Raw genomic sequence first — 22,956 nt, forward strand, 5'->3', positions numbered from 1 at the left:
GCTTCAGCCGGCCCCGGCGCGATCCGCAAACACCAAGGCGCTCTTCGAGGGCAGTGATCGCCCCTGCCAACAGCGCCTCGTACGAAGTCCCCTTTGGAGCGGCGGCCCGGCCGTCAGGGCGCCCTGATGCCGTCGCGCGCGGACTCGATGGTGCCGTTGTAGAAGCGCGCGATGCTCATGAAGTTGCCCTGGCCGCGATAGTAGGTCCAGTCTTCCATCGGCACACATTGCTGCACGACGACCTGCTGGGCCGGGGCGCCGGGGTAGTTCGACGGCATCCAGACCATCTCCGGGCGCGGTACGCAGATGGCTTCCTTGTACATCGGCTCGCCGCACCGCTGCACGACCGAGATCTTGGAGTCCCCAACGCCGAAGAGCCCGCCGCCGCAGTTCAACGACTGCGCGGACGCGGCGCCCGGGTGCATGGCGGCCAGGAGGAGGATGGCGGCGGCGAGGAGGCGCATGGTGTTGTTGGGTTGTTTGACTCCGACTGTATCCGCTCGCGTGAGCAGCGGATACGCCTTGCGGCTGCGGAGCCGGATTTTCTCGATGGGGTCGTGGTGGCGTTCGAGCAGCCCGCGCCAAGCTTGCGATGGAAGACTCAGGCGGCGCTGCCGATCCGGCGGAAGATCGAGCCATTGCTGTTGATCTGCTCCACGCCATCCGCGGTCCGGAACACCAGCTCGGTGAGGTCGCGGCCGTCGTTGACCGGCACCTTCACCGTCATGCCGGCGCGCGTGTCGTCCAGCGGCCGCACCAGTTGGCTGTCGTCCCACAGCAGATAGCCGGGCAGCTCGGGCAGCAGCCCCAGCGAGAAGCGCACCGGGCCATCGCGCACGGCCGCCGAATCCGGCGACTCGTTGGCCAGTTCCCAGGTGCTGCCAAGGCGCGCCCGCCAGGCCGCCGAGAGGACGCCGTCCAGCGGCGACAGCTGCTGCCCCAGGGGCGCCGTTTGCCAGTAGTGGCCGTTGCCGCCGGGCCGGCGCTGGATCAGGTAGCGCAGCCCCTGCACGAGTTCGAACCGGAAGGCGTAGCCGTCGCCCGCCTCGCCCCACCACCTGCCGTCGCTGCGCAGCGCAAGGCCCTGGTACATCGGCGTCCAGGCACCGGCCTGCCAGCGCCGCAGGTTCAGGCGGCCGTTGACGAAGGCGGCCTGGATCGGGCCGCGGTAGTTGCCGTAGATCCCGACGATGGCCGGGTCCAGACCCGGCGCAGCGGCCAGGGCCGGTGGCGCGTGGCTGACGGGGTCCGGCAGCGCGGGGATCCGCTGGCGGTCCCGCAGCGCGTGCAGCATGATGTTTTCGGCCAGCACGGAGGACCCGTAGGCGGTGCTGTTGCCGGTCAGCATCAGCACCATGTCGGCCTCGGGCAGCACGTAGAACTCACTGGTGAAGAAGGTGGTGCCGCCGTTCTTCTGCCAGGCCGTCTGGCCGACGGCCTGCAGGCCCAACTGGCGCACATAGTCCCAGCCCAGCCCGAGTTGAAATTCCGGGCTCGGGTTGATCCACAGCGTGCTCGTCTGGTTGCGGCCCATCTCGGCCACGCCGGCGGCCGATACGATGCGCCGGCCCTCGAACACGCCAGCGCCGAGGAACAAGCGTCCCAGGCGCAGCATGTCGCCCGGCGTGCTGGCCAGGCCGCCCGTGGCGTAGGCCGAGACGAATTCCTGCGGCCATTGCTTGCCGTTGTCGTCGGGGTGGGCGAAGGTGCCCTGGGCAAAAGGCGCCAGCGTGTAGCTGGATTGGCCCATGCCCAGGGGCTCCAGGATGGTCGTGCGCACGAACTCCGGGTAGCTCTGGCCCGTGAGCGCCAGCACCACGCGTTCGATCATCGTGAAGCCGTCGTTGCAATACACCGCCAGCTCACCGGGCTCGTGCTTGAGGTGGGTGTCGGCCAGCGCGGCCTCGGCGTTGGCCGCATAGTCGGAGTGCGGTGCGAAGGTGAAGAGGTTGCGGATGTGCGTGCCGGGCACCCCCGAGGCATGGCTGAGCAGATGCCGCACCGTGATGCGGCGGTAGCCCTCGGACAGCATGCGGAATTCCGGCAGGTACTGGACCACCGGCGTGTCCAGGGTGAGCAGGCCGCGGTCCTGCAGGATCATGGCCGACAACGCCGCCAGCACCTTGCTGACCGAACCGATGTTGAAGCGCGTCTGCGTGCCGGCCGGGATCTTCGCCTCGCGGTCGGCCCAGCCGAAGGCTTCCTGCCACACCACCTGGCCGCCGCTCCACAGTGCCACGGACACCGCGCCGGTTCCGCTCTTGGCCATGGCGCTGGCGATGGCGTCACGTCCCCAAACTGCGACTGATGCGCTGTTCACGCTCGCGGGAAGCGCGATGGCGCCATCGTTCCCTCCGCCGCAGGCCTGCAGCAACGGCGCGACCAGCCCTGCCGTGGCCAGGCTCAGGCAATGACGACGCGACAAGCGCAGTGATGAAGCAATGGGAAGGTCAGGCGTGTTGTGTGATGAGGTCATGGCGAGGGGCGAAATTCCTGAAGGTCAGGCGCTGCCTGAGGGTGATGGAGTCATTGGGCGACGATGCCGTGAACGAGAGCGATGCGCGCATCCGCCGGGCGTCACGGCCCCGGCGGCGAGGTCGCAACCCGCTGGAACACCAAGCTGCCGTTGTGCAGTTCCTCTGACGGCCCCTGGGGATTCGTCGGATCCGGCACGGGAACCATGCGCAGTTCGACCAGGTCGCGGCCAGCGAAGCCAGGGGCCTTGATCGTCATGCCCGCCGTGCGGTCATCGACCACCCGCAGCAATTGCTTGTTGCTCCACAAGACATAGCCCGGCAGTTCCTTCAACTCGTCGATGCGGCCGATCGTCGGCCCGAGCACCTTGGTCAGCGACTCCGGGGATTCGTTGTTGCAGACCCATCGGCTGCCGACGCGCGCGCGCCAGGCGACCGGCAGCGGCGCATCCAGCGGCGGCAGCCGCTCGCCCACGATGTTGCCAATCCAGTACTGCCGATTGGCCGAGAGAACACGCGCGATCAGGTAGGGATGCCCATCCACCGATTGGAAGCGAACGGACAAGGCGGGATTTTCATCGGACCACCAGCGGCCATCGTTTCGCTCGCGAAGCTTCCCGGTCCCCGCTACGGCTTCCCAATGGCCGTCCGCCAACCAATGACTCAGCGTCAGCGAGCCGTCACCCTCGGCCAGAATCCGGAACGGTCCCGCTTCGCTGGCATAGATGCCGGCCAGCTTTGCAATGTCCGGCGATGAAGACGAGGCCGGCGGCACGGTGGAGACGATGGTTGCGGGCAGCGCCCCGATCGCGCCGCGCTCCCGGGCCGCGCGCAGCAACACACCCTCGGCCAGCGCGAGCGCGCCGTAGTCGAAACCGTTGCCGCTGATCATCATGGCCAGACGCGCCTCGGGCAGAACGAAGAACTGGGTCGAGAAGAAGAAGGTGTCGCCGCCCTTCTGCCAGGCCTGCAAGCCCCCGGCAGCCAGGCCTTCCTGTCTGACAGCGTCCCAGCCCAGCCCCCAGGTCGACGACGAAGCAACAGGGTTGATGCGGACGTAGGGGGCCTGGTCGATGCCCATTTCCCGAATCGCTTCGGCCGAGACGATCCGCCGGCCCTGGTACGCGCCCTGGTCCAGAAACAGGCGCGCGAGCTTCATCATGTCGGTGGGCGTGGAGAAGGCACCCCCCGTCGCATGGGCGGCCGTCATTTCCTGCGGCAGTCGCCGTCCCTTGTAGTAGGGGTGCACGAAGCTGCCTTCGGGCAAGGCCACGGTCGGATAGCCGGACAGACTCATGCCCAGGGGATCGAAGATCTCTTCTTGAACGAAGCCGGTGAAGCTCTTGCCGGTGAGCGCGCGCACCAGCGGCTCCACCAGGGTGAAGCCATCGTTGCAATACACCGCGAGTTCGCCCGGCTCATGCTTCAGGTGCGACTGCGACAGCGCGTACAGGGTGTCCTGCGCATAGTCCGGGATCGGGACGAAGTCGAAGAGGTTCCGGCTGTTGGTGCCCGGCACACCCGACGCGTGGGAGACCAGATGGCGCACGGTGATGCGGGTGAAGCCCGGCGAGAGCATGCTGAAGGCGGGCAGCAGCTCGACCAACGGCTGATCCAGGGCCAACTTGCCCCGGTCGCGAAGGATCATGACGGCCAGCGTCGCTACCATCTTCGAGACCGAGCCGATGTTGAAGCGCGTGTCGAGGGTGGCCAACAATCCGTTCTCGCGGTCGGCATGGCCGAAGGCTTCGCGCCAGACCACGCGGTCATCGGCCAGCAGGGCCACGGAAACGGCAGTCGTGGTGCTATTGCTTCGGCTCAGTGCCGCTTGAATGGCCTCGCGACACCAGCGCACCGATTCGGAGCCGGACGACTCGGACGGCGACGACGACAAGCCGGTCGCCCCTGAGCCGTCCCCCCCGCAGGCCTGCAACAGGGGCGCAACCAGTCCTGCCGTGGCCAGGCTCAGACAATGACGGCGCGACAGCCGCAGTGATGAGGCCGCGGGAAGATCAGGGGTGTCGTGAGTTGTGGTCATGGGGATTGTGAGCGATCGAGGCATCGGGCGACGACTCCTCCATGTCGCACGAGCTCGGTTGAAATCGAAGGTTCCAGCGCACCGCCTGGCTGATCACCACCGCTGGGAACGATGAGCGTGATACAGCGACCTCTTCTTTTGCATCGAGCAAGCTTACGGCATCGGCAATGCGAAAAGGCCCCCTGGAGTGGCGCGCGCGCCTCGGCGCGTATTACTCATGAAACTTAAGCACCTGCCGGCGTGCCAGATCTTCAGAATCCACGGCACGTCGACGACATCTGAATGCGCAAATCCGCAAACCACATGACAAACAGGACCCGAATTGAATTGCCGCAGTTCGCCATGGCGTTGACCTTCACTTTGTCTCTGTCAGGTTGTGGCGGTGGTGGTGGCAGTGGCGGTGGCTTCGCAAGCAACTTGGACTCGGCGCCTCAAACCACTGCGCCGGCAACAGTGACAGCACCAGCGCCAGCAACAGCAACAGCACCGGCATCGCCGTCCGCAACAAGCCCCGGACTTTCCTGGCGCGGAGTCAGCCTGGCGGGGGCCGAATTCGGCGAGTCCAAGCTGCCTGGCACCTATGGTGTGGACTACATCTACCCGAGCCATGCGAGCGTCGGCTACTTCAAGGGCAAGGGCATGAACCTGATTCGCCTGCCCTTCCGATGGGAGCGCCTGCAACCGCAACTGAACCAGATTCTGGATCCGGTCGAACTCAATCGATTGAAGAGCTTGGTCGATGCCGCCACGACCGACGGCGTGAATGTTCTTCTGGACCCTCACAACTACGCCCGCTGGCACGATGAAATTGTGGGCTCAGCCGCTGTGCCTCACACCTCGTTTGCTGACTTCTGGCAACGCCTGGCCCTCGAGTTCAAGGACAATCCGCGTGTGCTGTTCGGACTCATGAACGAGCCGAACACCATGCCCACCGAAACCTGGGTTGCTGCCGCCAACGCTGGCATCGCAGCCATCCGTGCGGCCGGCGCCACCAATGTCATCACGGTACCGGGCAACGGCTGGACGGGGGCTCACGGTTGGTCGCAAAGCTACTACGGCACGCCCAATGCCCAAGCCATGCTCGCTGTGACCGACAGCGGCGACAACCTTGTATTCGAAGTTCATCAGTACCTCGACGCCGATAGCTCTGGCGTGTCGGCAAACTGTGTGAGCGAGACCATCGGCGTCGAACGCCTGCGAGATTTCACCGATTGGCTGAAGACCCACGGCAAACGCGGAATGTTGGGCGAGTTCGCGGGGGGTGACAACGAAACCTGTCGCATCGCCGTTTCTGCGATGCTGCAGTACATGAGGGACAACGCCAACCAATGGGCGGGATGGGTCTGGTGGGCCGGCGGGCCGTGGTGGAACGACTACATCTACTCCATCGAACCGCAAGGAAGTACCGATCGTGCGCAGATGAAGTGGCTGGCGCCTTATCTGAATTGAGGGCGAGACACTTCACCAGATTGCCAGGTTGTTCGATCTCGCGCGCACTGGTGGCTGGTCCTTTCTACAACAGGACATGTTGCGCTGTATGGCTTCATTCTGGTGGTGCCGATCCTGGCCCTGCTGCGCAGCTATGGCTCTGGACGTGCCTTCGTGCCGTTCGGCATACCGCTGTGGGGCGCCGGCGAAGACAAGATCGCATGGATGGTCGCGGCCGGCGATGCGGCACATGGCCTGCTGCTTGGGGGCTGCTGGCGCTCATCGTGGGCCATGCTGGCGTGGCGGTCTGGCACCGCATAGTCAAATGCGACCACGTGTGGCATCGAATGATCTGAACGCTTGCGAAAGGGGCGCCCGATGGTCTGTGCAACGTGGACGGCCGAAACCGATCCTGGCGCCGAGCGATCGGAATGATCTTCAGCGCTCGCGCGCGGGCTCCCGCCGCGCATAGAACTCCGCGACGCCGTCGAGTTCCTGTGCCGTCAAGGGCCGCACCATGTTGCGCATCTGGCCGAAGCTGTCGTTGCGGCGATCGCCCGACGCGAAGGCTTTGAGCTCCTTCAACAGATACTCCTTCGGCATCCCTTCCAACCACGGCGCGCCCAGCTTGTGGTCGATGCCGCCATGGCACGCAACGCAAGGCACGATGTTTCGCAGCGGGTCACCCACGCGCACCAACGCCGGTGCACCCGGTTCATTGGCATGCACCGGAGCCGCGCGCGCCTTGGGCAGCGAGTCGTAGTACGCGGCGACGTCCTGGATGTCCCGCTCCGACAGCTTGTTGGCGATGGACTGCATGAACGCGCTGGCCCGGTTGCCGCGCTTGTAGTCATGCAACTGCTTGATGATGACCTCCGGATACTGCCCGGCCAGGTTGGGCGAACCCCCATCGCTCATGCCCTGCGCGCCATGGCACATGCTGCATTGCTGGATGGCGATGGTCGCTCCGCGGCCAGTCGCATCGCCTTCGCCGGGGCGCCCCATGGCGTTGGTCAGTATGACGCTGGTCGCCCCGACGCCCGGCTTCGGCCATTCCTTCGCGGCCGTCCATTCGCGGGGCACGCCTGCCGCACGGCAGATGCTGTCCCAGACGCTCTTGGCGGTGAAGTCGCCGTGCCTTGACGGCAGCCACACGAAGCCCACGAGCAACGTCGCCGCGGTGAGCGCCACGAGGCCCAGCACGCTCCACCGAAACCATCGGTTGCTCCACGCGAACAGTCTGGCTTCCTGCATCATCGGCCCCCAATGGGAACGACGGGGACCGAGGCGTGCTCCAGCATCGCCAGCTGCGCGATCGGAAAGCCGTAGTTCACGACCGTGAGGGCGATCATCAGCAAGACCCAAAGTGCGAAGCCGTTCAATGCCACCGGCGTGGACGCAGGCATATGGACCGGCGTGCTGAAGGTGTAGGGTGCAGGGGTTGCTTCGCTCCTGCCCGCGCGTGCCAAGATGTAGATGAAGAGCAGAGCGGACAGCACCAGCATCAGGCCGCCGAGGGTACCCGCCACGAGTGTCCACCCCTGATTGCTGAGCGCAGGATTCGAAAAGTCGAAGTACGCCATGCGCCGTGGCTGCCCGAGCAAGCCGACCCAGTGCCACGGCATGGTCATCACCATCATTCCGACAAACCACAGCCAAAGCTGCGTCTTCAAGAGACCTGCAGGCAGCGGCTTGCAGCCGGTGACTTGCGGCCACAGGTCATAGGCCACCACGAAGTACATGATGACGATGGCGCCCGCGAAGATCAGGTGGAAGTGCCCCGTGACCCACTGCGTGTTGTGGATCGTCTCGTTGAGCTGGAAGCTCATGTTGATGAGCCCACCCGCACCGCCGAAGCCCAGCATGATGAAGGAGAAGGTGACGGCCAGCATCATCGGATTGTCCCAAGGCAACGCCTTCACCCATCCGAAAACTCCCTTGCCGCCGCGCAAGCGTGCCGCAATCTCAACCGACGCCACGATGGTGAACACAGTCAGGAAAGTAGGCACCGCGACCATCGCCGTGAACACCGCATGCAGGAACTTGAACCCAGCGCCCACCTGCGGGTCGGCAAAGAGGTGATGGATGCCGATGGGCATCGAGAACACGAGGAAGAGCACGAACGCGACGCGTCCCATCGTGTCGCTGTACAACCGTCCGCCGATGGCACGCGGCACGATCGTGTAGAACGCGATGTAGGCCGGCATCAGCCAGAAGTACACGATGGCATGCAGTGTCCATGAGAAGAACACGCGTGCCAGTGCGACATTGATGGTATCCGTCAGACCGATCGCAGCGGGCAGGATCAGCAGAAGAATCTCGACCGCCGCACCCACCGATGTCCACGCCCACAGGTAGGCGCCGGCCACGTTTCCGAACATCGCCAGCGGTACCGCCGTGCCGGCGTTCTTTTTCTTCCACGCCCGCAGGTTGATCGCCATGAGCGCGACCCAGATCCACGAGCCGACCACCACCAGCACGACGCCGAGGTAGTAGAACGGACTGCCGATCATCGGCGGGTAGAAGGTGTAGAGCACCGAAGCAAGGCCCAGCGCGACCGGCGTTGCCGCGATCACGGTGCCGACGACCACCAGCCAGAAGCCGGCCCATGCCCAGCGCAGGCCGACGAGCGGCTGCTTCAGCGCCAGCTCGCTGATGGCGTAGCCGAAGCCCATGGCCACCAGCGTCGGGAAGACGTATCCCATCACCGTGCCGTGCGCGGTCACCGACCGGTAGTAGTGTTCCGGGTCGCCCACCCAGGCGCTCAGCGGGCTGCGCACGAACATCTGCCATTCCCCCAGGAGGATGGCCGCCCCGAAGGCGATGAAGGCGATCCAGAAGTGCGCCAGAACGAGTTTCTTAGCGAGGAACACAGCTCATCCTCTCTGCGCCCTTGGCCTTGGCGAGGAACTCGTCGGCCGGCAGCACTTGCACACGACCCCACATCGCCTCGTGGCCCGTGCCGCAATATTCGTGGCAAGGCATCAGGCGCTCGCCAGCCTTGTCGAAGGTGGCGGTGAAGGTCGCGACGAATCCCGGAATCAGCATCACGTTGGCGTTGGTCTTGTCGACGACAAAGCCATGGACGGCATCGGCACTGGTCGCGCGAAAAGTGACCGGCACACCGGCCGGAACGACCAGGCACTGTGGTTCGAAGGAATACTGCTGCGCGACGAGCCGCACCATGACCTTGCCGTTCGCATCGACCGTGGTGCCCAGGTTGTTCTCGACGAACTCGCCCGACACGTGCAGCGTGCGCGAATCGACCGTCTCCACGCGGGACGGTGGCATCGACGCCCAATGCAGTCCGGTGAAGATCATCATCGCGAGCAGCAGGGCGATGATGAGCATCACGATGATCGCCCAGCGCCTTTCCGCCCCGGCTGCAACGGCCTCCGATGCGTGCGACGCGCCGGCGTTCATCGAGGTCACTGGATGGCTCCTCGCGGCATGTACACCAGAAAGTAGAAGAGCAAGACGATGGCGACCACGATGAAGGTGGCGAGTCCGACGACGGCGAAAGTGCCCGCCGGTCCACGCGCGACGATGTCATCGATACGCGCCTCCTCTTGCGCCAGGTCGGCCCGATCGGCCGCAGTCGGAAGATCGTTGTGGGTTGCCATTGCGCGGACCTTCGTTGCTGCTATTCGGGGACGAGCGTGCGCAGTTCGCTGACGTCGACGGCGGTCACCGGCGTCCCGCTGTTCTCCCATGCGACGCGGATATAGGTCACTACCGCCGCCACCTCGTCGTCGTTGAGGATGTGCGAGAAGGGCGGCATGCCGTGCGGCTTCGGGTTTCGCTTCGTGCCGGGCGCATAGCCGCCGTTCAGCACCATGCGGATCGAGTTCACCGGGGAACTCATCGTGATCGACTGGTTGCCGGCGAGCGGCGGAAACTGGGGCGGGTGGCCCTTGCCTTCCTCGCCGTGGCACATGAAGCACTGCGTCGCGTAGATCTTGCGGCCGAGTTCCATCACGTTCGGGCTCACCAGCCGCGCGCTGCTCGTCGGCGGTGGTTCAGCGTCGCGCTGCGGAAGCTCCTTCAAATAGACCGCCATCGCCTCGACATCCACGTCCGAAAGGTACTGCAGGCTGTTGTAGACCACCTCCGCCATCGGACCGTAGACCGTGGCCCGATCCGAGATGCCGGCCTGCAGGAGGTCGGTGATTTCCTTCAAGCTCCAGTTGCCAAGGCCCGCTTCGCGGTTCGACGTGAGCGAGGGCGCATACCAGTTCTGGTTGGGGATCATCCCGCCTTCGAACTCCTGCGACGCCTTCGAGCCGCCGAGCTTGTTGATCGCGGTGTGGCACATCGCGCAATGGCCAAGGCCCTCCACCAGGTAGGCGCCGCGATTCCATTGCGCGGACTTGCTCTTGTCCGGTTGGTATTCGCCCTCCTTGAAGTAGAGCGCCCTCCAGCCGATCAGCAGGTCGCGCTGATTGAACGGGAAGTTCAACTCGTGGGGCCGGTTCTTCTGGCTCACCGGCGGCACGGACATCATGAACGCGTAGATGGCGTCCGAATCCTCGCGCGTCACCTTGGTGTACGAGGCGAAGGGCATCACCGGGTACATCAGGGAGCCATCGCGCGAGACGCCCTGATGCATCATTCGATAGAAGTCGTCGGCGGTCCAGCGGCCGATGCCGGTTTCATCGTCCGGGGTGACATTGGGAACGAAAAGGTTGCCAAAGGGTGTGGCCATCGCGCGGCCACCCGCGAACTGCTTGCCGCCGGGTGCGGTGTGGCACGCGATGCAATCGCCGGCGCGCGCCAGATACTCGCCCCTGGTGATCGTCTGTGTCGTCGGGCTCGCTTCGAGCTTGCCGGGCTCCGTTGGCAGATACCCGGGCATGAAATAGAGGAAGCCGGCGACGACCACCACCACGACCGCCAACACGGCGAGAACGAGGTTGCGTGTTCGGCTCTGCATGGAGGCCTACATCTGGCTGCCGCACGACAAGGGCATGCGCTGGAGATTGGACGACGCGGGAGACGCATCGCGCGGCGGATCTCGAGACGAGAGCCATGTCGCCACCGCGTGCACATCCGCTTCTGACAGGCGGTCTGCGATGCGCTTCATGCAATCGGGTTGTGCAGCTTGCCGGTTGCCCGTGCGCCAGCGCGTGAGCTGCGCAACGATGTACGAGGGGCGCAACCCGACGAGTCCCGGGATGCCCGGCTCCATGCCGGTGAGCCCGGGGCCGTGGCAGGTGATGCAAGGTGGTATCTGCTTGCTCGCATCGCCCGAGATGGCGATCGTCGCGCCGCGCGAGATCACCGACTCTGCGGCGGTCGTCGGTTGCTTTGCTTCGAAGGCTGGCCGCTCTTTTGCGAAGTGCTCGGCGATCTCCCGCAGATAGGAGTCCGGCAGATAGGCGACCAGGTAGTTCATCGGCGGATAGACCCGCTTGCCATCGCGAAAGGCGACCAATTGGTTGTAGAGATAGGCCGCAGGCTTGCCCGCGATGCGTGGAAAGTACTGATCGCTGGTCCCTTGTCCGCTTTGACCGTGGCAGGTGACGCAGCCTTGCACACGCGCTTCCATCGAATCGACGGACTTGAAGGCGGGGATCGCCGGATCCTGCTGCGCCAGGGCGGCGCGGGCAAAAGCCATGATGAACATCGCGGTCGCCAGCAGCATGGCGCGCCTGCGCTTGAACCCGAAGCGTCGCGACGACTGCTGGTCGGGAGCCGAGACCCATCCGTTCACCATGAATTGAGCTGAGGCCATCATCTGTGTCGAGATCCAAGGCATCGTGCTCTCGATGGAACGAGAAACGGTGAGATACACCTGACGCTGGCAGGGGGAAGCGTCAGCACCACCGCGCTGGCCGGGATGGCGCGCGCTGCGAACTTGACAGTCATGGCTCACGGTGTGACATTCTCACCGTCAAGCGCGCCGGGGTCAGCCGAAGCGCGCTCCTGCACCACTTTCCGAGCCACGCCGAACGGGTCGTCAGCATCTTGTTCGCGCCGCTGCGGGACCGTCCTGCATACGGCGCCGTCGTGACACTGAGCACCGAGTTTCTACGCGGCCTGGCATTGGCCGGCGTGTTGCGCGACGACCCTGCTCGACAGGGCCGCCTGCTGGATGACTGGATCGAGTCCGTGCGCGTTCTGCTCGATCGACGGCCCGATCCTCGCCCCGGTCCTCAACCCAGGAGTAGACGATGACTGACTTTCAAACCCTTCGCTATGAGTCGCGCGACCGAAAGGCGTACATCACGCTCTCGCGTCCAGAGCGCCTCAACGCCATCGATGACCGCATGCCAGGCGAGATTCGCGCCGCTGTCGAGCGTGCCGACAACGACCCCGACGTTCATGTGATCATCCTGAGCGGCGACGGCGATGCATTCTGTGCCGGCTACGACTTGAAGAAGTTCGCCGAAGAAGACAACAGCGAATGGAACCAGACCGGCCCTTCGTGGGATCCGATTCGCGACTATCGTGGCATGCGCCGCAACACGGACGACTTCTTCACGCTGTTCCGTTCATTGACGCCCTCGATCTGCAAGATTCACGGCTATGCCGTCGCCGGCGGCAGCGACATCGCGCTCAGTTGTGACCTTGTGGTGATGGCCGAGGATGCCAGGATCGGCTACATGCCTGCCCGCGTCTGGGGATGCCCAACGACCGCGATGTGGGTCTACCGCCTCGGCGTGGAGCGCGCCAAGCGAATGCTGCTGACAGGCGACAAGATCGACGGCCGCACTGCCGCCGCTTGGGGCCTGGTGCTCGAAGCGGTGCCCGCTGACCAGCTCGACGCCCGCGTCGAAGAGTTGGCCGACCGCATCGCCGGCGTTCCCACCAACCAGCTCGCGATGCAAAAGCTCATGATCAACCAGGCGCTGGACAACATGGGTCTGACGTCGACCCAGACGCTGGCGACGCTGTTCGACGGCATCACCCGCCATTCGGCGGAGGGACGCTGGTTCAAGGAGTTTGCCGAGAAAAAAGGTTTCCACGCGGCAGTGGAATGGCGCGACTCCGGAAAGCCGATCCCCAATGGCGGGGGCCCGATTCCAGAGAATCTGTCATGAGCACCGCCCTGAAGGCCTCCTGCTGGCCCGCTCCGGGGATTCGACCCCTCACAATGGTCCTATGGGTTCATTTTTTTACGAGCTTGCACGTGCTTTGCTCCAGTGGCCGGAATGCCATTTCCGCAGGAATCGTCGCGCGCAGCTTGTAATAGTCCCACGGATATTTCGACTCTTCGGGAGACTTGATCTCCCACAAGTACATATCGTGCACCATTCGACCGTCCTCCCGAATCTTGCCGTTCGTGGCGAAAACGTCGTTGACGGGGATCTTCTTCATGGCTGCGACCGTGGCCTTGGCCTCGTCGGTTCCCGCCGATTGAACACCCTTTAGATAATGCAAGACAGCCGAGTACGTTCCGGCCTGAACCATCGTGGGCATTTTCTTTTTCTGTGCGAGGAATCGCTCTGACCATGCACGTGTTTCGGCACTGCGATCCCAGTAAAAGCCGTCGGTCAGATACATGCCCTTGGTTGATTTCAGGCCCAAGCCGTTGATCTCGGTGATGTGAATCAACGATGCGGCAATGATCTGTTTGGGAGTTACGCCGAAACTCGCGGCCTGTTTGACAAAGTTCGCAGAATCCCCGGCCGCATTGGCCATGCCGATCACGTCTGCCTTGGAGTTTTGTGCCTGTGCAATTTGTGACGCAAAGTCCATGGCACCCAGTGGGTGCTTCGCCGAGCCGACAACATTGCCACCAGCCGCTTTCACGGCATCTTCGAAGCCGGAACGCAGTGCCCTGCCACCCGCGTAATCAGCCTCGATGAAGAACCAGTTCTTGTGACCGGCCTCCGTGATGGCACGTGCCGTGCCTTGCCCCTGAGAGTATTCGTCGTAGGCCCAATGCAGTGCGGTGGCCATGCAGTCTTCATTGGTGATACGCAGCGATGCCGGGCCGGTAGGAATCACGACCTTGTTCTTCTCGGCCGCCAGATTCATGACAGCCAGCGTCACTGCGGATGACGGTATGTCGACAATCATGTCCACGCCATCGCGATCGAACCACGTCCGGGCGATGGTAGCGCCGACATCTGGCTTGAGCTGCATGTCCGCCGACAGAAGCTTGACCTTGAACTTCGGCTTGGCTTGCGCAACGAAGTCGTCGATGGCCATTTGCGCTGCGATCACCGATCCGCGGCCGCTGGCGTCGGAATAGACGCCCGAAAGATCCGTCATGACGCCAATACGCACCTCATCGTCGGAGATGCCGGTTTGTTGTGCGCTGGCAGAAGAGGCCGCTGCCGCAATGAGCAAGACGGCCGCTGCCGCCTGCGTGAGCCTGCTGCCTGCGTACGATGGTTTTTTTCTCCGATTCATTGTCTTTGTCTCCTTATGTTTCGTGGTTTTTTCAACGATGGAGCGTCCAGATGACTCGACCATCGCTGATCAGCAAGTATCAGGAAAGGGGAAGGCCTGGGCATCGTCCGAAACGATGGTTCTTGAGGGCATCCGCAGGGCGATGCTCATCTGTCTGCGACGCGACCTTGATCGAGATCGGGTTCAAGTCCCAACTGGGTTCAACTTGTGCGCACCAAGGTTGTCGAGATGACATAGCGATCCGCCGGGTAGTACGAACGGGTGACCAGCACCATGGCGTTTGCCGCGTCCCGATACTTCCGAATGATCTCCAGTCCGGGCGTTCCTTCCGCCACCGACAGCCTCTTCGCAAGCTCGCCGCCGAGCGCTCGAGCACCCACCGTCTGCTCTATGGTGGCGATGCGCCGCCCGTAGTTCATCTCGATCAGATCGCACAACAACCGGTCGGGATGCTTCCTGGCCAGCAGGCGCACACCGGAATAGTGCGGATCGACATAGGCATCCGTCCACGCGAGGGGAATGGCCGCCCCGGGCTCGCTTCGCGTCATCGCGATGTGGAGCCACCGAGAGCCTGGCTGGCATCCGAGGGCGCGCGCAGTATCGATGTCCAACACCATTTCTCTGCTGGCGTTCACCGCGCGGGTTGCCGATTTGGCAAAGCTGACCAGATCATCCAGTGTCGACAGTGACTGAGTAAAGGCCCCTGCGGAAGGACGCGCCTGGATCGTTGTGCCGCGATTGCGCTTGCGCGAAATCAGCCCGATGTCCTGCAGTTGCTTCAACGCGGCCCGCACGGTGTTGCGGCTCGTGCCATAGGTCTCCATGAGCTTGAGCTCGCTCGGCAGCACGCTGCCAACCGGAAAAACGCCAGACGTCACTTTCTGGACCAGGTCCTGCGCGAGGTGTTGATAAAGAGGAATGGGCATGTTGCGAAGGGCTTTGAATCCAGTCTAACAACGCGACGGGGCTGGTCCACGCCCGCGTCGATTGACACGGTGGAAGTCGCCAGTTTAATATGTACCTACATATCGTTTAACTAGTACATATGCTCGGTTCCGTTCGCATGGACGGGCCGGCAGACCGCGAACAACGCAGCAAGAACATCAATGGCGGGACAGACTCTATTCGACAAGGTTTGGGATGAGCATGTCATCGACGTGGCACCGGACGGAACCACCCTCCTGTACATCGACCGCCACCTTCTGCATGAAGTGACCAGCCCGCAGGCGTTCCAGGGCCTGCGCATCGCCGGTCTGAAACCGTGGCGCCTGGGCGCGAATCTGGCGACGCCGGATCACAATGTGCCGACCCAAGGCCGCGGGCAGAAGATCGAGGACCGGGTCGCTCGCGTGCAGATCGAAACACTCGACCAGAACTGCGCCGAATTCTCGGTTCCGCTGTTTGCGCTCGCGGACCGCCGACAGGGCATCGTCCATGTCGTCGGCCCCGAACAGGGCGCCACCCTGCCGGGCGCGACAGTCGTGTGCGGCGACAGCCACACCAGCACGCACGGTGCCTTCGGCGCCATCGCACACGGCATCGGCACTTCCGAAGTCGAGCACGTGCTGGCCACCCAGACACTGCTGACGCGCAAGCCCAAAAGCATGCGGGTCAACTTCCGAGGAACCCTGGCGCTAGGCATAGGCGCCAAGGACCTGGCGCTGGCGATGATCGCGAAGATCGGCACGGCAGGCGCAACCGGCCATGCCATCGAATATGCCGGCGAGGCGGTGCGGAACCTGTCCATGGAAGCTCGCATGACTCTGTGCAACATGTCGATCGAGGCCGGGGCACGGTGCGGCATGGTCGCGGTCGACGAAAAGACCGTCGACTATCTGCGCCACCGCCCGTTGGCCCCCAAAGGTCGCACCTGGGAGGCGGCGCTACCGGTCTGGCTCGCCCTCAAGACGGACGACGACGCGCGTTTCGACGCCGAGGTCGACATCGACGTCAGCTCGCTCGGTCCGCTCGTGACTTGGGGCACATCGCCGGAAATGGTGGTCTCGGTGGATGGTCGGGTTCCGGACCCCGCGCTTGAGCAGGATGTGACACGCCGCGCAGCCATGGAGCGCGCACTGAAGTACATGGCAGTCCGGCCCGGAATGGCCATCGCCGACATTCACCTCGACAGCATCTTCATCGGGTCGTGCACCAACTCGCGCATCGAGGATCTGCGTGCCGCAGCGGGCGTCGTGCGCGGCAGGCATCTGGCGCCGACTGTCCGTCGGGCATTGGTCGTGCCGGGCTCGGGCCTGGTCAAGCTGCAGGCCGAAGAGGAAGGGCTCGACCGCGTCTTCATCGACGCCGGCTTCGAATGGCGCGATGCCGGCTGCTCGATGTGCGTGGGCATGAACCCGGACCGTCTGTCTGCCGGAGAGCGGTGTGCCTCCACATCCAATCGCAACTTCGAAGACCGGCAGGGCGTCGGCGGTCGCACGCATCTCGTCAGCCCGGAGATGGCGGCCGCTGCCGCCATCGCAGGCCACTTCGTCGATTTCAGGCGACTGAATTGACAGCCACCCATCCCAAGGAACCCCATGCGAATCGTCGATATTCGTGAGATGTCCATTCCACTGCGCGGGGATGTATCCAACGCGCTGGTCAATTTCTCGGAGCACACGGTCTCCCTGGTTGCGGTCTTCACCGACGTGATCCGCAACGGAAGGCCTGTCGTCGGAGTCGCATTCAATTCGATCGGCCGCTTCGCACAAGGAGGCCTGATGCGCGAGCGGTTCATCCCCCGCGTGCTCAAATGCCCGCCTGGAGATCTGCTGGCACCTGACGGCAGAAGCTTTGCAGCGGATGCGGTGTACCGCGCCGCAATGACGAACGAAAAGCCGGGAGGCCACGGCGATCGGGCCACCGCCGTCGCCGCGCTCGAGCTCGCGATCTGGGATTTGAACGCAAAGCTCGCGGACGAGCCGGCGCATGTGACGATCGCGCGCGCGGCCGGCCGACCGGCCGCGGTCGACCCGATACCGGTCTATGCGGCAGGCGGCTACTACTACCCGGGCGACTCGCTGAATCGATTGCAGACCGAGATCAGGACCTACCGAGATCTTGGCTTTGTCGACTACAAGATCAAGATCGGGGGCGCTTCCCTGGATGAAGATGTGCGGCGCATTCACGCGGCGCTCGAAGTCGCTGGCGCTGGCGAGCACCTGGCCGTCGATGCCAATGGCCGCTTTGATCTGAAAACCGCGCTGGCCTATTCGGATGCCATCGCTCCATTGAGACTGCGATGGTACGAAGAAGTGGGTGATCCGCTGGACTTCGGCCTCAATGCAGAGCTGTCGACACACTATGGCGGCGCGATCGCCACAGGCGAGAACCTCTTTTCCACCATCGATGCCGTCAACCTGCTGCGCTTTGGCGGCATGCGGCCAGGCAGGGACATCTTTCAGATGGAAGCTGGACTGAGCTACGGCCTGACCGAATACATGGCCACCATGCGGGCGCTGGAGGCACGCGGCTTCTCCTTGGCTCAGGTGTTGCCGCACGGTGGCCATCTGATCAATCTTCACGTCGTGGCTGGCCTGGGGCTGGGGGGATGCGAGGTCTATCCAGGCGTCTTCCAACCGTTCGGAGGCTACCCCGAGGCCTGCATGGTTTCGCAAGGCCACGCCCTGCCCACGCAAGCGCCCGGCTTCGGCCTCGAGGAAAAGGCCGGCCTGCGCGAGGCGATTGCCGACCTGATCAAGAACTGAGCAAGAGCAAACGTCATGAAAATTGCAATCGTAGGCTGTGGAGCGATGGGGTCGGTCTACGCCGCGCTACTCGCCGCCGCCGGGAACCAGGTGTGGGCGCTGGCCCGATGGGACGCCCACGTGCAAGCCATCAACGACAACGGCTTGCGCCTGGAAGGGCCGCTCGGGGATCGGTGGGTCAGGATCCAGGCATCGACCCGTGCACCCGAAGAAGCGATGGATCTCGTCGTGATTGCGGTGAAGGCAGCGGACGTGCAGGCCGGCGCCTTGCAGGCCCTCCCCTTTCTCGGCACCGACACCGTCGTCATGACGATTCAGAACGGCCTGGGCTCGGCCGACACGGTCGCGCGCGTCGTGGGCGCGGATCGCCTCGCAGTCGGCATCGCGAGCGGATTCGGCGCATCGTTGAAGGGTCCTGGCTACGCACACCACAATGCGATGCAGGCGATGCGCTTTGGCGTTTACGGGGCCCTGCCGTTCGAGCGGCTGCAAGCCGCGACGCAGATCTGGGAAGACGCCGGCTTCGATGCCAAGGCCGTGCACGACATCGTGGCGATGCAATGGGAAAAGCTCATCTGCAACGTGGCCTACAGCGCGCCATGCGCGCTGACCGGCATGACGGTCGGCGAAGTACTCGACGATCCCGAGATGGGCCCGATCAGCCGGGCCGCGGCGACCGAGGCCTGGAGGGTGGCCAAGGCCCTGGGGGTCAAGATCGAGGTCGCAGATCCGGAGGAACATGCCAGGGCTTTCGGCATGCGGGTATTCAAGGCCAAGCCCTCTGCCCTGCTCGACCACGAGGCGGGCCGCGTCAGTGAGATCGACGTCATCAACGGCGCGGTACCCGCGCAGGGCGCCAGGGTCGGCATCGCGGCACCTGTGAACAGCACGCTGGTCGGCCTGGTGAAGGTCAAGGAGCGGCAATGGCAGCGGAACCCTCGATGAAGCCGTTCGACTGCCAACGGGGCACAGTCGTGCCGATCGACCGTGCCAATGTCGATACCGATGCAATCCTGCCCAAGCAATTCATGAAGTCGATCGAGCGCACCGGCTTCGGACCGCACCTGTTTGACGGCATGCGTTACCTCGATGTGGGAGAACCCGGCATCGACTGCAGCGCCCGGCCGCTCAATCCCGACTTCGTGCTGAACCAGCCACGCTACCAGAATGGATCGATCCTGCTGGCGCGCCGCAACTTCGGATGTGGTTCGAGCCGCGAGCACGCACCGTGGGCGCTGGAGCAATACGGTTTCCGCGTGCTGATCGCACCGAGTTTTGCGGACATCTTCTTCGCGAACTGTCTCAAGAACGGATTGCTGCCGATCGCACTCCCCGAAGAAGAAGTCGAGTCCCTCTTTGGCGAAGTGTCACGCCAGGCAGGCTATGCGCTCGAGGTCGACCTGCCATCTCAGACGATCGTCACGCCGCACCGGCGACGCATCGGATTCGACATCGAGCCCACTCCCAAGGAACAGCTGTTGAAGGGGCTCGACGAGATCGGCGCAACTCTGACGCTGGCACCGCGAATCAGGCAGTTCGAGGCCGACCGGCGCCGGACGCGACCATGGTTCTTCAGCGACCCCAACTAATCACCTCGACGGAGAATCTCATGCGCCTCGTTAGATTGATCACTGCCGCGCTGGCGTCGTTTGTCACGAGCGCGGCTTTGGCTCAGGGCTATCCCAGCAAGCCGATCCGACTCATCGTTCCGCAGGGCGCCGGCGGAGGTGCCGACCTCGTGGCGCGTCTGATGGGCGATGAGCTGCGTCAACGCCTGGGCCAGCCAGTGGTCGTCGAAAACCGGCCTGGCGGCAATGAATCGATCGGGCCCGATGCGGTGGCCAAGTCCGCACCCGACGGCTACACGCTCGGAATCATCAGCGCCACGCATTCCATCAACCAGACCAGCGCCGGCATACGCCTGCCCTTTGATCCGCAGAGCTTCGTGCCCATTGCGCCCATGATGAGCGTTCCGATGATCGTCATCGTGAACAGCGACGTCGACGCCAGTGACATCAAGGCACTGGTCGCCAAGTCGAAGGCCAACCCGGGCAAGTTCAACTATGGCTCGGCGGGCCCCACCACCTTTGCTGGCATGGCGACGGAATGGTTTGTGCGCATGAGCGGGGCAGACCTCACAGGCGTGACGTATGGCACCAAGGGCATTCTTCAGGGCATCGTTGCCGGCGACATCCAGATGGCCTTTGGGGGTTTGGCCGCAGCCTCGCCCATATTGCAGACCGGCAAGGCAAAGGTCATCGCGGTGACCAGCGCTCGCCGAACGGCACGCCTGCCAGACGTTCCCGCCGTCGCCGAAACCTATCCCGGCTTTGCAGTGGTGCCCTGGTATGGATTTGTTGCGCCACCCGGCACGCCGCCGGAGATCGTTGCGCGGCTCAACAAGGCGATTGGCGAGACCATCACCGCAATGAGCCCCAAGCTGGTGGACATGGGCAATGAGCCGATGGTCATGACTCCGACCGAGTTCCAAGCCTTCCTGAAGAAGGACTTGAAAGATTGGCAGAAGATCGTGGAGGCAGCAAAGTAGAGCCGTGAGCTGTAGCGCGGCTCCATCGGCCTGAGCCCTCGTCGATCTGTTCCGCCCAAGACTTCCGCTGATCGACGGTCCCGCAGCCGATGAGGCTGCGCGGCCATTTTCAGTCGCCCGACTGCCTCAATCGTCGCTTCGGACGATGTCTGCGGCAGGGGCACATCCCTAAACTTTTCCCCATTGGCCGGCGTGTCGCCGGCTGTGAGGAGAATTTCTTTGTTCCAGGGCGAAAGTATCGAAATCCTGCCGTTGCAGGACGGACTGGTGGAGTTGCGCTTCGACCGGCGCGGCGAGGCCATCAACAAGCTCGACGTGCGCACCGTCGATGAGTTCCGGCAGGCCAGCGAACGCATCGCGGCTTCGCCGGAGGTGCGCGGCGTGCTGGTGACGAGCGCGAAGGACGTGTTCATCGTCGGCGCCGACATCACCGAGTTCGGCGCGACCTTCCAGCAGCCCGAGGCGGAGATCGCGCGCGGCGTGCGCGCGAGCAACGAACTTTTCAACGCCTTCGAGGACCTGAAGGTGCCCAGCGTGGTCGCCATCAACGGCTTCGCGCTGGGCGGAGGCCTGGAGCTGGCAATGCTCGCATCATTGCGCGTGATGGCGGACACGGCCCAAGTGGGCGTGCCCGAGGTGAAGCTTGGCCTGATCCCGGGGTTCGGCGGCACGGTGCGGCTGGCGCGCCTGGCGGGCCTGGCAACCGCCATTGATTGGGTGGCGAGCGGCAGACCCGCCAAGGCGCCGGCTGCGCTGGCGGCAGGCGTGGTCGACGAGGTCGCCGCTCCTGACGCGCTGCGCGAACGGGCGCTGGCGCTGCTGCAGCGCGCGGTGCGCGGCGAGGTCGATTGGCAGGCCGCGCAACAACGCAAGCGCTCGCCCCTGGGCCTGGCGACGCGGGAGGCCGGCGCGCTGGCGGAAACTGCGCGCGCACAGGTGATGGCACGCAGCGGCAAGCATCAGCCCGCAGCCGTCATCGCGCTCGAAATGATGGCCGAAGGCGCGGGCCGTGACCGCGCGGGCGCCCTCGATCTCGAATCGATCGCTTTCGGCCGCGTGGCGAAGACGCAGGCGGCCGCCTCGCTGATACAAGCCTTCCTGAACGAGCAGGCGCTCAAGAAACTCTACAAGCGCCATGCCCGCAAAGGCCGTCCGGTGAATCAGGCAGCCGTTCTCGGTGCGGGCATCATGGGCGGCGGCATCGCCTACACGAGCGCGCTGCGCGGCACGCCGGTCCACATGAAGGACATCGCGCAACCGCAACTCGACCTCGGCATGGCCGAGGCCGGCAAGCAGCTGGCCAAGCAGGTGAAGAACGGCCGGCTCGTGCAGGCCAAGGCCGACGCGGTACTTGCGTCCATCGTGCCGCAGCTCGACGAGACGGGTTTCGATGCGGTGGACTGCGTGATCGAGGCCGTGGTCGAAAACCTCCAGGTCAAGCGCAAGGTGCTGGCCGCATTGGAGCACGGCGTGAGGCCCGGCACCGTGATCGCCTCGAACACCTCGAGCTTGCGTATCGATGACATTGCCCAGCCGCTCGCGCGGCCCGAGGACTTCGTCGGCATGCATTTTTTCAACCCGGTTCCGGTGATGCAGCTGGTGGAAGTGATCCAGGGCGCCAAGACCCGAGACACTGCCGTGTCCACCGCCGTGGGCTATGCGGTCGCCATGGGCAAGACGCCCATCGTGGTGAAGGATTGCCCGGGCTTCCTGGTCAACCGAATCCTCACGCCATATGTCAATGCCTTCGTGCAGCTGGTGGCCGACGGCGCCGACTTCGAGGCCGTGGACCGCGCGATGGAAGCCTTCGGCTGGCCGATGGGTCCGGCCTATCTGCAGGACGTGGTGGGTATGGACGTGGGCGCGCACGTGGGCGACGTGATCGCCGCTGGCTACCCGCAGCGCATGCCGACCATCGAGCGCAACGCGGTGAAGCTGATGGTGGCGAACAAGCGCTACGGCCAGAAGAACGGCGCAGGCTTCTACCGCTACGAGAACGACCCCTCGGGCCGTCCGCGCAAGTGCACTGCGCGCGAAGCGCATGCGCTGGTCGCCGCGCTGCAGCCGCAGGGCCGGCGCGACTTTGCCGACGCGGAGATCGTCGAACGCATGATGCTGCCGATGATCGTCGAGGCCGCCCACGCACTCGAGGACGGCGTCGTCGCCACGCCGGCAGAGCTGGATATGGCACTGCTGCTCGGCGTGGGCTTTCCGGCTTACGCGGGCGGCGCGCTCAAGTACGCGGACTGGCTCGGACTGGCGCGCGTCGTCGCGCTGTGCGATAAACATGCGGCCCTCGGTGCGCCGTACGTGCCCACGGCAGGCATGCGTGAGATGGCGGCGCAGAAGCAGCGTTACTACCTTCTCTGAGCGGCAAGCACCTTTTCCCTCTTCTCTATC

20 protein-coding genes are annotated in these 22,956 nt (G+C 64.3%); 9 read left to right on the forward strand and 11 right to left on the reverse strand.

The window, feature by feature from the left end; genetic code table 11:
- Positions 1-113: 113 nt before the first annotated feature.
- From AC1DYK_RS12420 to AC1DYK_RS12430, 3 genes are all read right to left on the reverse strand, one after another.
- Positions 114-464 (reverse strand): DUF2845 domain-containing protein, encoded by a 351-nt coding sequence (locus AC1DYK_RS12420; RefSeq protein ID WP_478166583.1) that lies wholly within the window; start codon positions 462-464, stop codon positions 114-116.
- A gap of 137 nt (positions 465-601) precedes the next feature.
- Positions 602-2,476 carry a serine hydrolase domain-containing protein gene (locus tag AC1DYK_RS12425; RefSeq protein ID WP_478166584.1) on the reverse strand — a complete coding sequence of 625 codons (1,875 nt, stop codon included), beginning with the start codon at positions 2,474-2,476 and terminating at the stop codon, positions 602-604.
- A gap of 101 nt (positions 2,477-2,577) precedes the next feature.
- Positions 2,578-4,536 (reverse strand): serine hydrolase domain-containing protein, encoded by a 1,959-nt coding sequence (locus AC1DYK_RS12430; protein ID WP_478166585.1) that lies wholly within the window; start codon positions 4,534-4,536, stop codon positions 2,578-2,580.
- A gap of 258 nt (positions 4,537-4,794) precedes the next feature.
- Between AC1DYK_RS12430 and AC1DYK_RS12435 the strand changes: the two genes are divergently transcribed.
- Together AC1DYK_RS12435 and AC1DYK_RS12440 are read left to right on the forward strand one after the other, a co-directional pair.
- A complete protein-coding gene (locus tag AC1DYK_RS12435) occupies positions 4,795-5,961 on the forward strand; it encodes a glycoside hydrolase family 5 protein (protein WP_478166586.1) in 1,167 nt (388 codons plus the stop codon).
- Between the two features lie 102 nt (positions 5,962-6,063).
- Positions 6,064-6,261: a hypothetical protein gene (locus tag AC1DYK_RS12440; RefSeq protein ID WP_478166587.1), complete on the forward strand. Its 198-nt coding sequence runs from the start codon at positions 6,064-6,066 to the stop codon at positions 6,259-6,261.
- A gap of 117 nt (positions 6,262-6,378) precedes the next feature.
- Here AC1DYK_RS12440 and AC1DYK_RS12445 read toward each other — a convergent pair whose 3' ends face one another.
- The 6 genes from AC1DYK_RS12445 to AC1DYK_RS12470 form a co-directional block, all read right to left on the reverse strand.
- Positions 6,379-7,197, reverse strand: coding sequence for a c-type cytochrome (locus AC1DYK_RS12445; RefSeq protein ID WP_478166588.1), 819 nt, complete (start codon positions 7,195-7,197; stop codon positions 6,379-6,381).
- Positions 7,194-8,813 carry a cbb3-type cytochrome c oxidase subunit I gene (locus tag AC1DYK_RS12450; protein WP_478166589.1) on the reverse strand — a complete coding sequence of 540 codons (1,620 nt, stop codon included), beginning with the start codon at positions 8,811-8,813 and terminating at the stop codon, positions 7,194-7,196. Before AC1DYK_RS12450 ends, AC1DYK_RS12445 begins: the two co-directional genes overlap by 4 nt.
- Positions 8,800-9,363 (reverse strand): cupredoxin domain-containing protein, encoded by a 564-nt coding sequence (locus AC1DYK_RS12455; RefSeq protein WP_478166695.1) that lies wholly within the window; start codon positions 9,361-9,363, stop codon positions 8,800-8,802. The genes AC1DYK_RS12450 and AC1DYK_RS12455 overlap by 14 nt, the downstream gene beginning before the upstream one ends.
- A gap of 5 nt (positions 9,364-9,368) precedes the next feature.
- The gene (locus AC1DYK_RS12460) at positions 9,369-9,563 is read right to left on the reverse strand and encodes a hypothetical protein (RefSeq protein WP_478166590.1); all 195 of its coding nucleotides are present in this window, start codon (positions 9,561-9,563) and stop codon (positions 9,369-9,371) included.
- Between the two features lie 20 nt (positions 9,564-9,583).
- On the reverse strand, positions 9,584-10,795 hold the full coding sequence (locus tag AC1DYK_RS12465) for a c-type cytochrome (RefSeq protein ID WP_478166696.1): 1,212 nt from the start codon (positions 10,793-10,795) through the stop codon (positions 9,584-9,586).
- Positions 10,796-10,879: 84 nt separating this feature from the next.
- Positions 10,880-11,584 (reverse strand): c-type cytochrome, encoded by a 705-nt coding sequence (locus AC1DYK_RS12470; protein WP_478166697.1) that lies wholly within the window; start codon positions 11,582-11,584, stop codon positions 10,880-10,882.
- Positions 11,585-12,113: 529 nt separating this feature from the next.
- Here AC1DYK_RS12470 and AC1DYK_RS12475 point away from each other — a divergent pair.
- On the forward strand, positions 12,114-12,983 hold the full coding sequence (locus AC1DYK_RS12475; protein ID WP_478166591.1) for a crotonase/enoyl-CoA hydratase family protein: 870 nt from the start codon (positions 12,114-12,116) through the stop codon (positions 12,981-12,983).
- A 67-nt stretch (positions 12,984-13,050) separates the two neighbouring features.
- On the opposite strand, the gene AC1DYK_RS12480 is transcribed toward AC1DYK_RS12475, so the two are convergent.
- Positions 13,051-14,301 carry an ABC transporter substrate-binding protein gene (locus AC1DYK_RS12480; RefSeq protein ID WP_478166592.1) on the reverse strand — a complete coding sequence of 417 codons (1,251 nt, stop codon included), beginning with the start codon at positions 14,299-14,301 and terminating at the stop codon, positions 13,051-13,053.
- A gap of 200 nt (positions 14,302-14,501) precedes the next feature.
- A complete protein-coding gene (locus AC1DYK_RS12485; RefSeq protein WP_478166593.1) occupies positions 14,502-15,227 on the reverse strand; it encodes a GntR family transcriptional regulator in 726 nt (241 codons plus the stop codon).
- A 180-nt stretch (positions 15,228-15,407) separates the two neighbouring features.
- Here AC1DYK_RS12485 and leuC point away from each other — a divergent pair, with 180 nt between their 5' ends.
- The 6 genes from leuC to fadB all read left to right on the forward strand — a co-directional run bounded on the left by leuC (position 15,408) and on the right by fadB (position 22,926).
- On the forward strand, positions 15,408-16,814 hold the full coding sequence (gene leuC, locus AC1DYK_RS12490) for a 3-isopropylmalate dehydratase large subunit (RefSeq protein WP_478166594.1): 1,407 nt from the start codon (positions 15,408-15,410) through the stop codon (positions 16,812-16,814).
- A 24-nt stretch (positions 16,815-16,838) separates the two neighbouring features.
- Positions 16,839-18,008, forward strand: a complete 1,170-nt coding sequence (locus AC1DYK_RS12495; RefSeq protein ID WP_478166595.1) for an enolase C-terminal domain-like protein — start codon at positions 16,839-16,841, stop codon at positions 18,006-18,008.
- Between the two features lie 15 nt (positions 18,009-18,023).
- Complete coding sequence (locus AC1DYK_RS12500) at positions 18,024-18,953, forward strand: ketopantoate reductase family protein (RefSeq protein ID WP_478166596.1); 930 nt, start codon at positions 18,024-18,026, stop codon at positions 18,951-18,953.
- A complete protein-coding gene (gene leuD, locus AC1DYK_RS12505) occupies positions 18,950-19,597 on the forward strand; it encodes a 3-isopropylmalate dehydratase small subunit (protein ID WP_478166698.1) in 648 nt (215 codons plus the stop codon). Before AC1DYK_RS12500 ends, leuD begins: the two co-directional genes overlap by 4 nt.
- A gap of 20 nt (positions 19,598-19,617) precedes the next feature.
- A complete protein-coding gene (locus tag AC1DYK_RS12510) occupies positions 19,618-20,556 on the forward strand; it encodes a Bug family tripartite tricarboxylate transporter substrate binding protein (RefSeq protein WP_478166597.1) in 939 nt (312 codons plus the stop codon).
- Positions 20,557-20,775: 219 nt separating this feature from the next.
- On the forward strand, positions 20,776-22,926 hold the full coding sequence (gene fadB, locus AC1DYK_RS12515) for a fatty acid oxidation complex subunit alpha FadB (RefSeq protein WP_478166598.1): 2,151 nt from the start codon (positions 20,776-20,778) through the stop codon (positions 22,924-22,926).
- Positions 22,927-22,956 lie beyond the last annotated feature (30 nt).

It is taken from the genome of Variovorax sp. P2_H12, from assembly GCF_056403395.1.

What these genes read in the sequence shown, in the direction of transcription:
- AC1DYK_RS12420 (WP_478166583.1), bottom strand. Translation starts at nt 464, where the DNA reads ATGCGCCTCCTCGCCGCCGCCATCCTCCTCCTGGCCGCCATGCACCCG.
- AC1DYK_RS12425 (WP_478166584.1), bottom strand. Translation starts at nt 2,476, where the DNA reads ATGACCTCATCACACAACACGCCTGACCTTCCCATTGCTTCATCACTG.
- AC1DYK_RS12430 (WP_478166585.1), bottom strand. Translation starts at nt 4,536, where the DNA reads ATGCCTCGATCGCTCACAATCCCCATGACCACAACTCACGACACCCCT.
- AC1DYK_RS12435 (WP_478166586.1), top strand. Translation starts at nt 4,795, where the DNA reads ATGCGCAAATCCGCAAACCACATGACAAACAGGACCCGAATTGAATTG.
- AC1DYK_RS12445 (WP_478166588.1), bottom strand. Translation starts at nt 7,197, where the DNA reads ATGATGCAGGAAGCCAGACTGTTCGCGTGGAGCAACCGATGGTTTCGG.
- AC1DYK_RS12455 (WP_478166695.1), bottom strand. Translation starts at nt 9,363, where the DNA reads ATGAACGCCGGCGCGTCGCACGCATCGGAGGCCGTTGCAGCCGGGGCG.
- AC1DYK_RS12460 (WP_478166590.1), bottom strand. Translation starts at nt 9,563, where the DNA reads ATGGCAACCCACAACGATCTTCCGACTGCGGCCGATCGGGCCGACCTG.
- AC1DYK_RS12465 (WP_478166696.1), bottom strand. Translation starts at nt 10,795, where the DNA reads ATGCCCGGGTATCTGCCAACGGAGCCCGGCAAGCTCGAAGCGAGCCCG.
- AC1DYK_RS12470 (WP_478166697.1), bottom strand. Translation starts at nt 11,584, where the DNA reads ATGCTGCTGGCGACCGCGATGTTCATCATGGCTTTTGCCCGCGCCGCC.
- AC1DYK_RS12475 (WP_478166591.1), top strand. Translation starts at nt 12,114, where the DNA reads ATGACTGACTTTCAAACCCTTCGCTATGAGTCGCGCGACCGAAAGGCG.
- AC1DYK_RS12480 (WP_478166592.1), bottom strand. Translation starts at nt 14,301, where the DNA reads ATGAATCGGAGAAAAAAACCATCGTACGCAGGCAGCAGGCTCACGCAG.
- AC1DYK_RS12485 (WP_478166593.1), bottom strand. Translation starts at nt 15,227, where the DNA reads ATGCCCATTCCTCTTTATCAACACCTCGCGCAGGACCTGGTCCAGAAA.
- leuC (WP_478166594.1), top strand. Translation starts at nt 15,408, where the DNA reads ATGGCGGGACAGACTCTATTCGACAAGGTTTGGGATGAGCATGTCATC.
- AC1DYK_RS12495 (WP_478166595.1), top strand. Translation starts at nt 16,839, where the DNA reads ATGCGAATCGTCGATATTCGTGAGATGTCCATTCCACTGCGCGGGGAT.
- AC1DYK_RS12500 (WP_478166596.1), top strand. Translation starts at nt 18,024, where the DNA reads ATGAAAATTGCAATCGTAGGCTGTGGAGCGATGGGGTCGGTCTACGCC.
- leuD (WP_478166698.1), top strand. Translation starts at nt 18,950, where the DNA reads ATGAAGCCGTTCGACTGCCAACGGGGCACAGTCGTGCCGATCGACCGT.
- AC1DYK_RS12510 (WP_478166597.1), top strand. Translation starts at nt 19,618, where the DNA reads ATGCGCCTCGTTAGATTGATCACTGCCGCGCTGGCGTCGTTTGTCACG.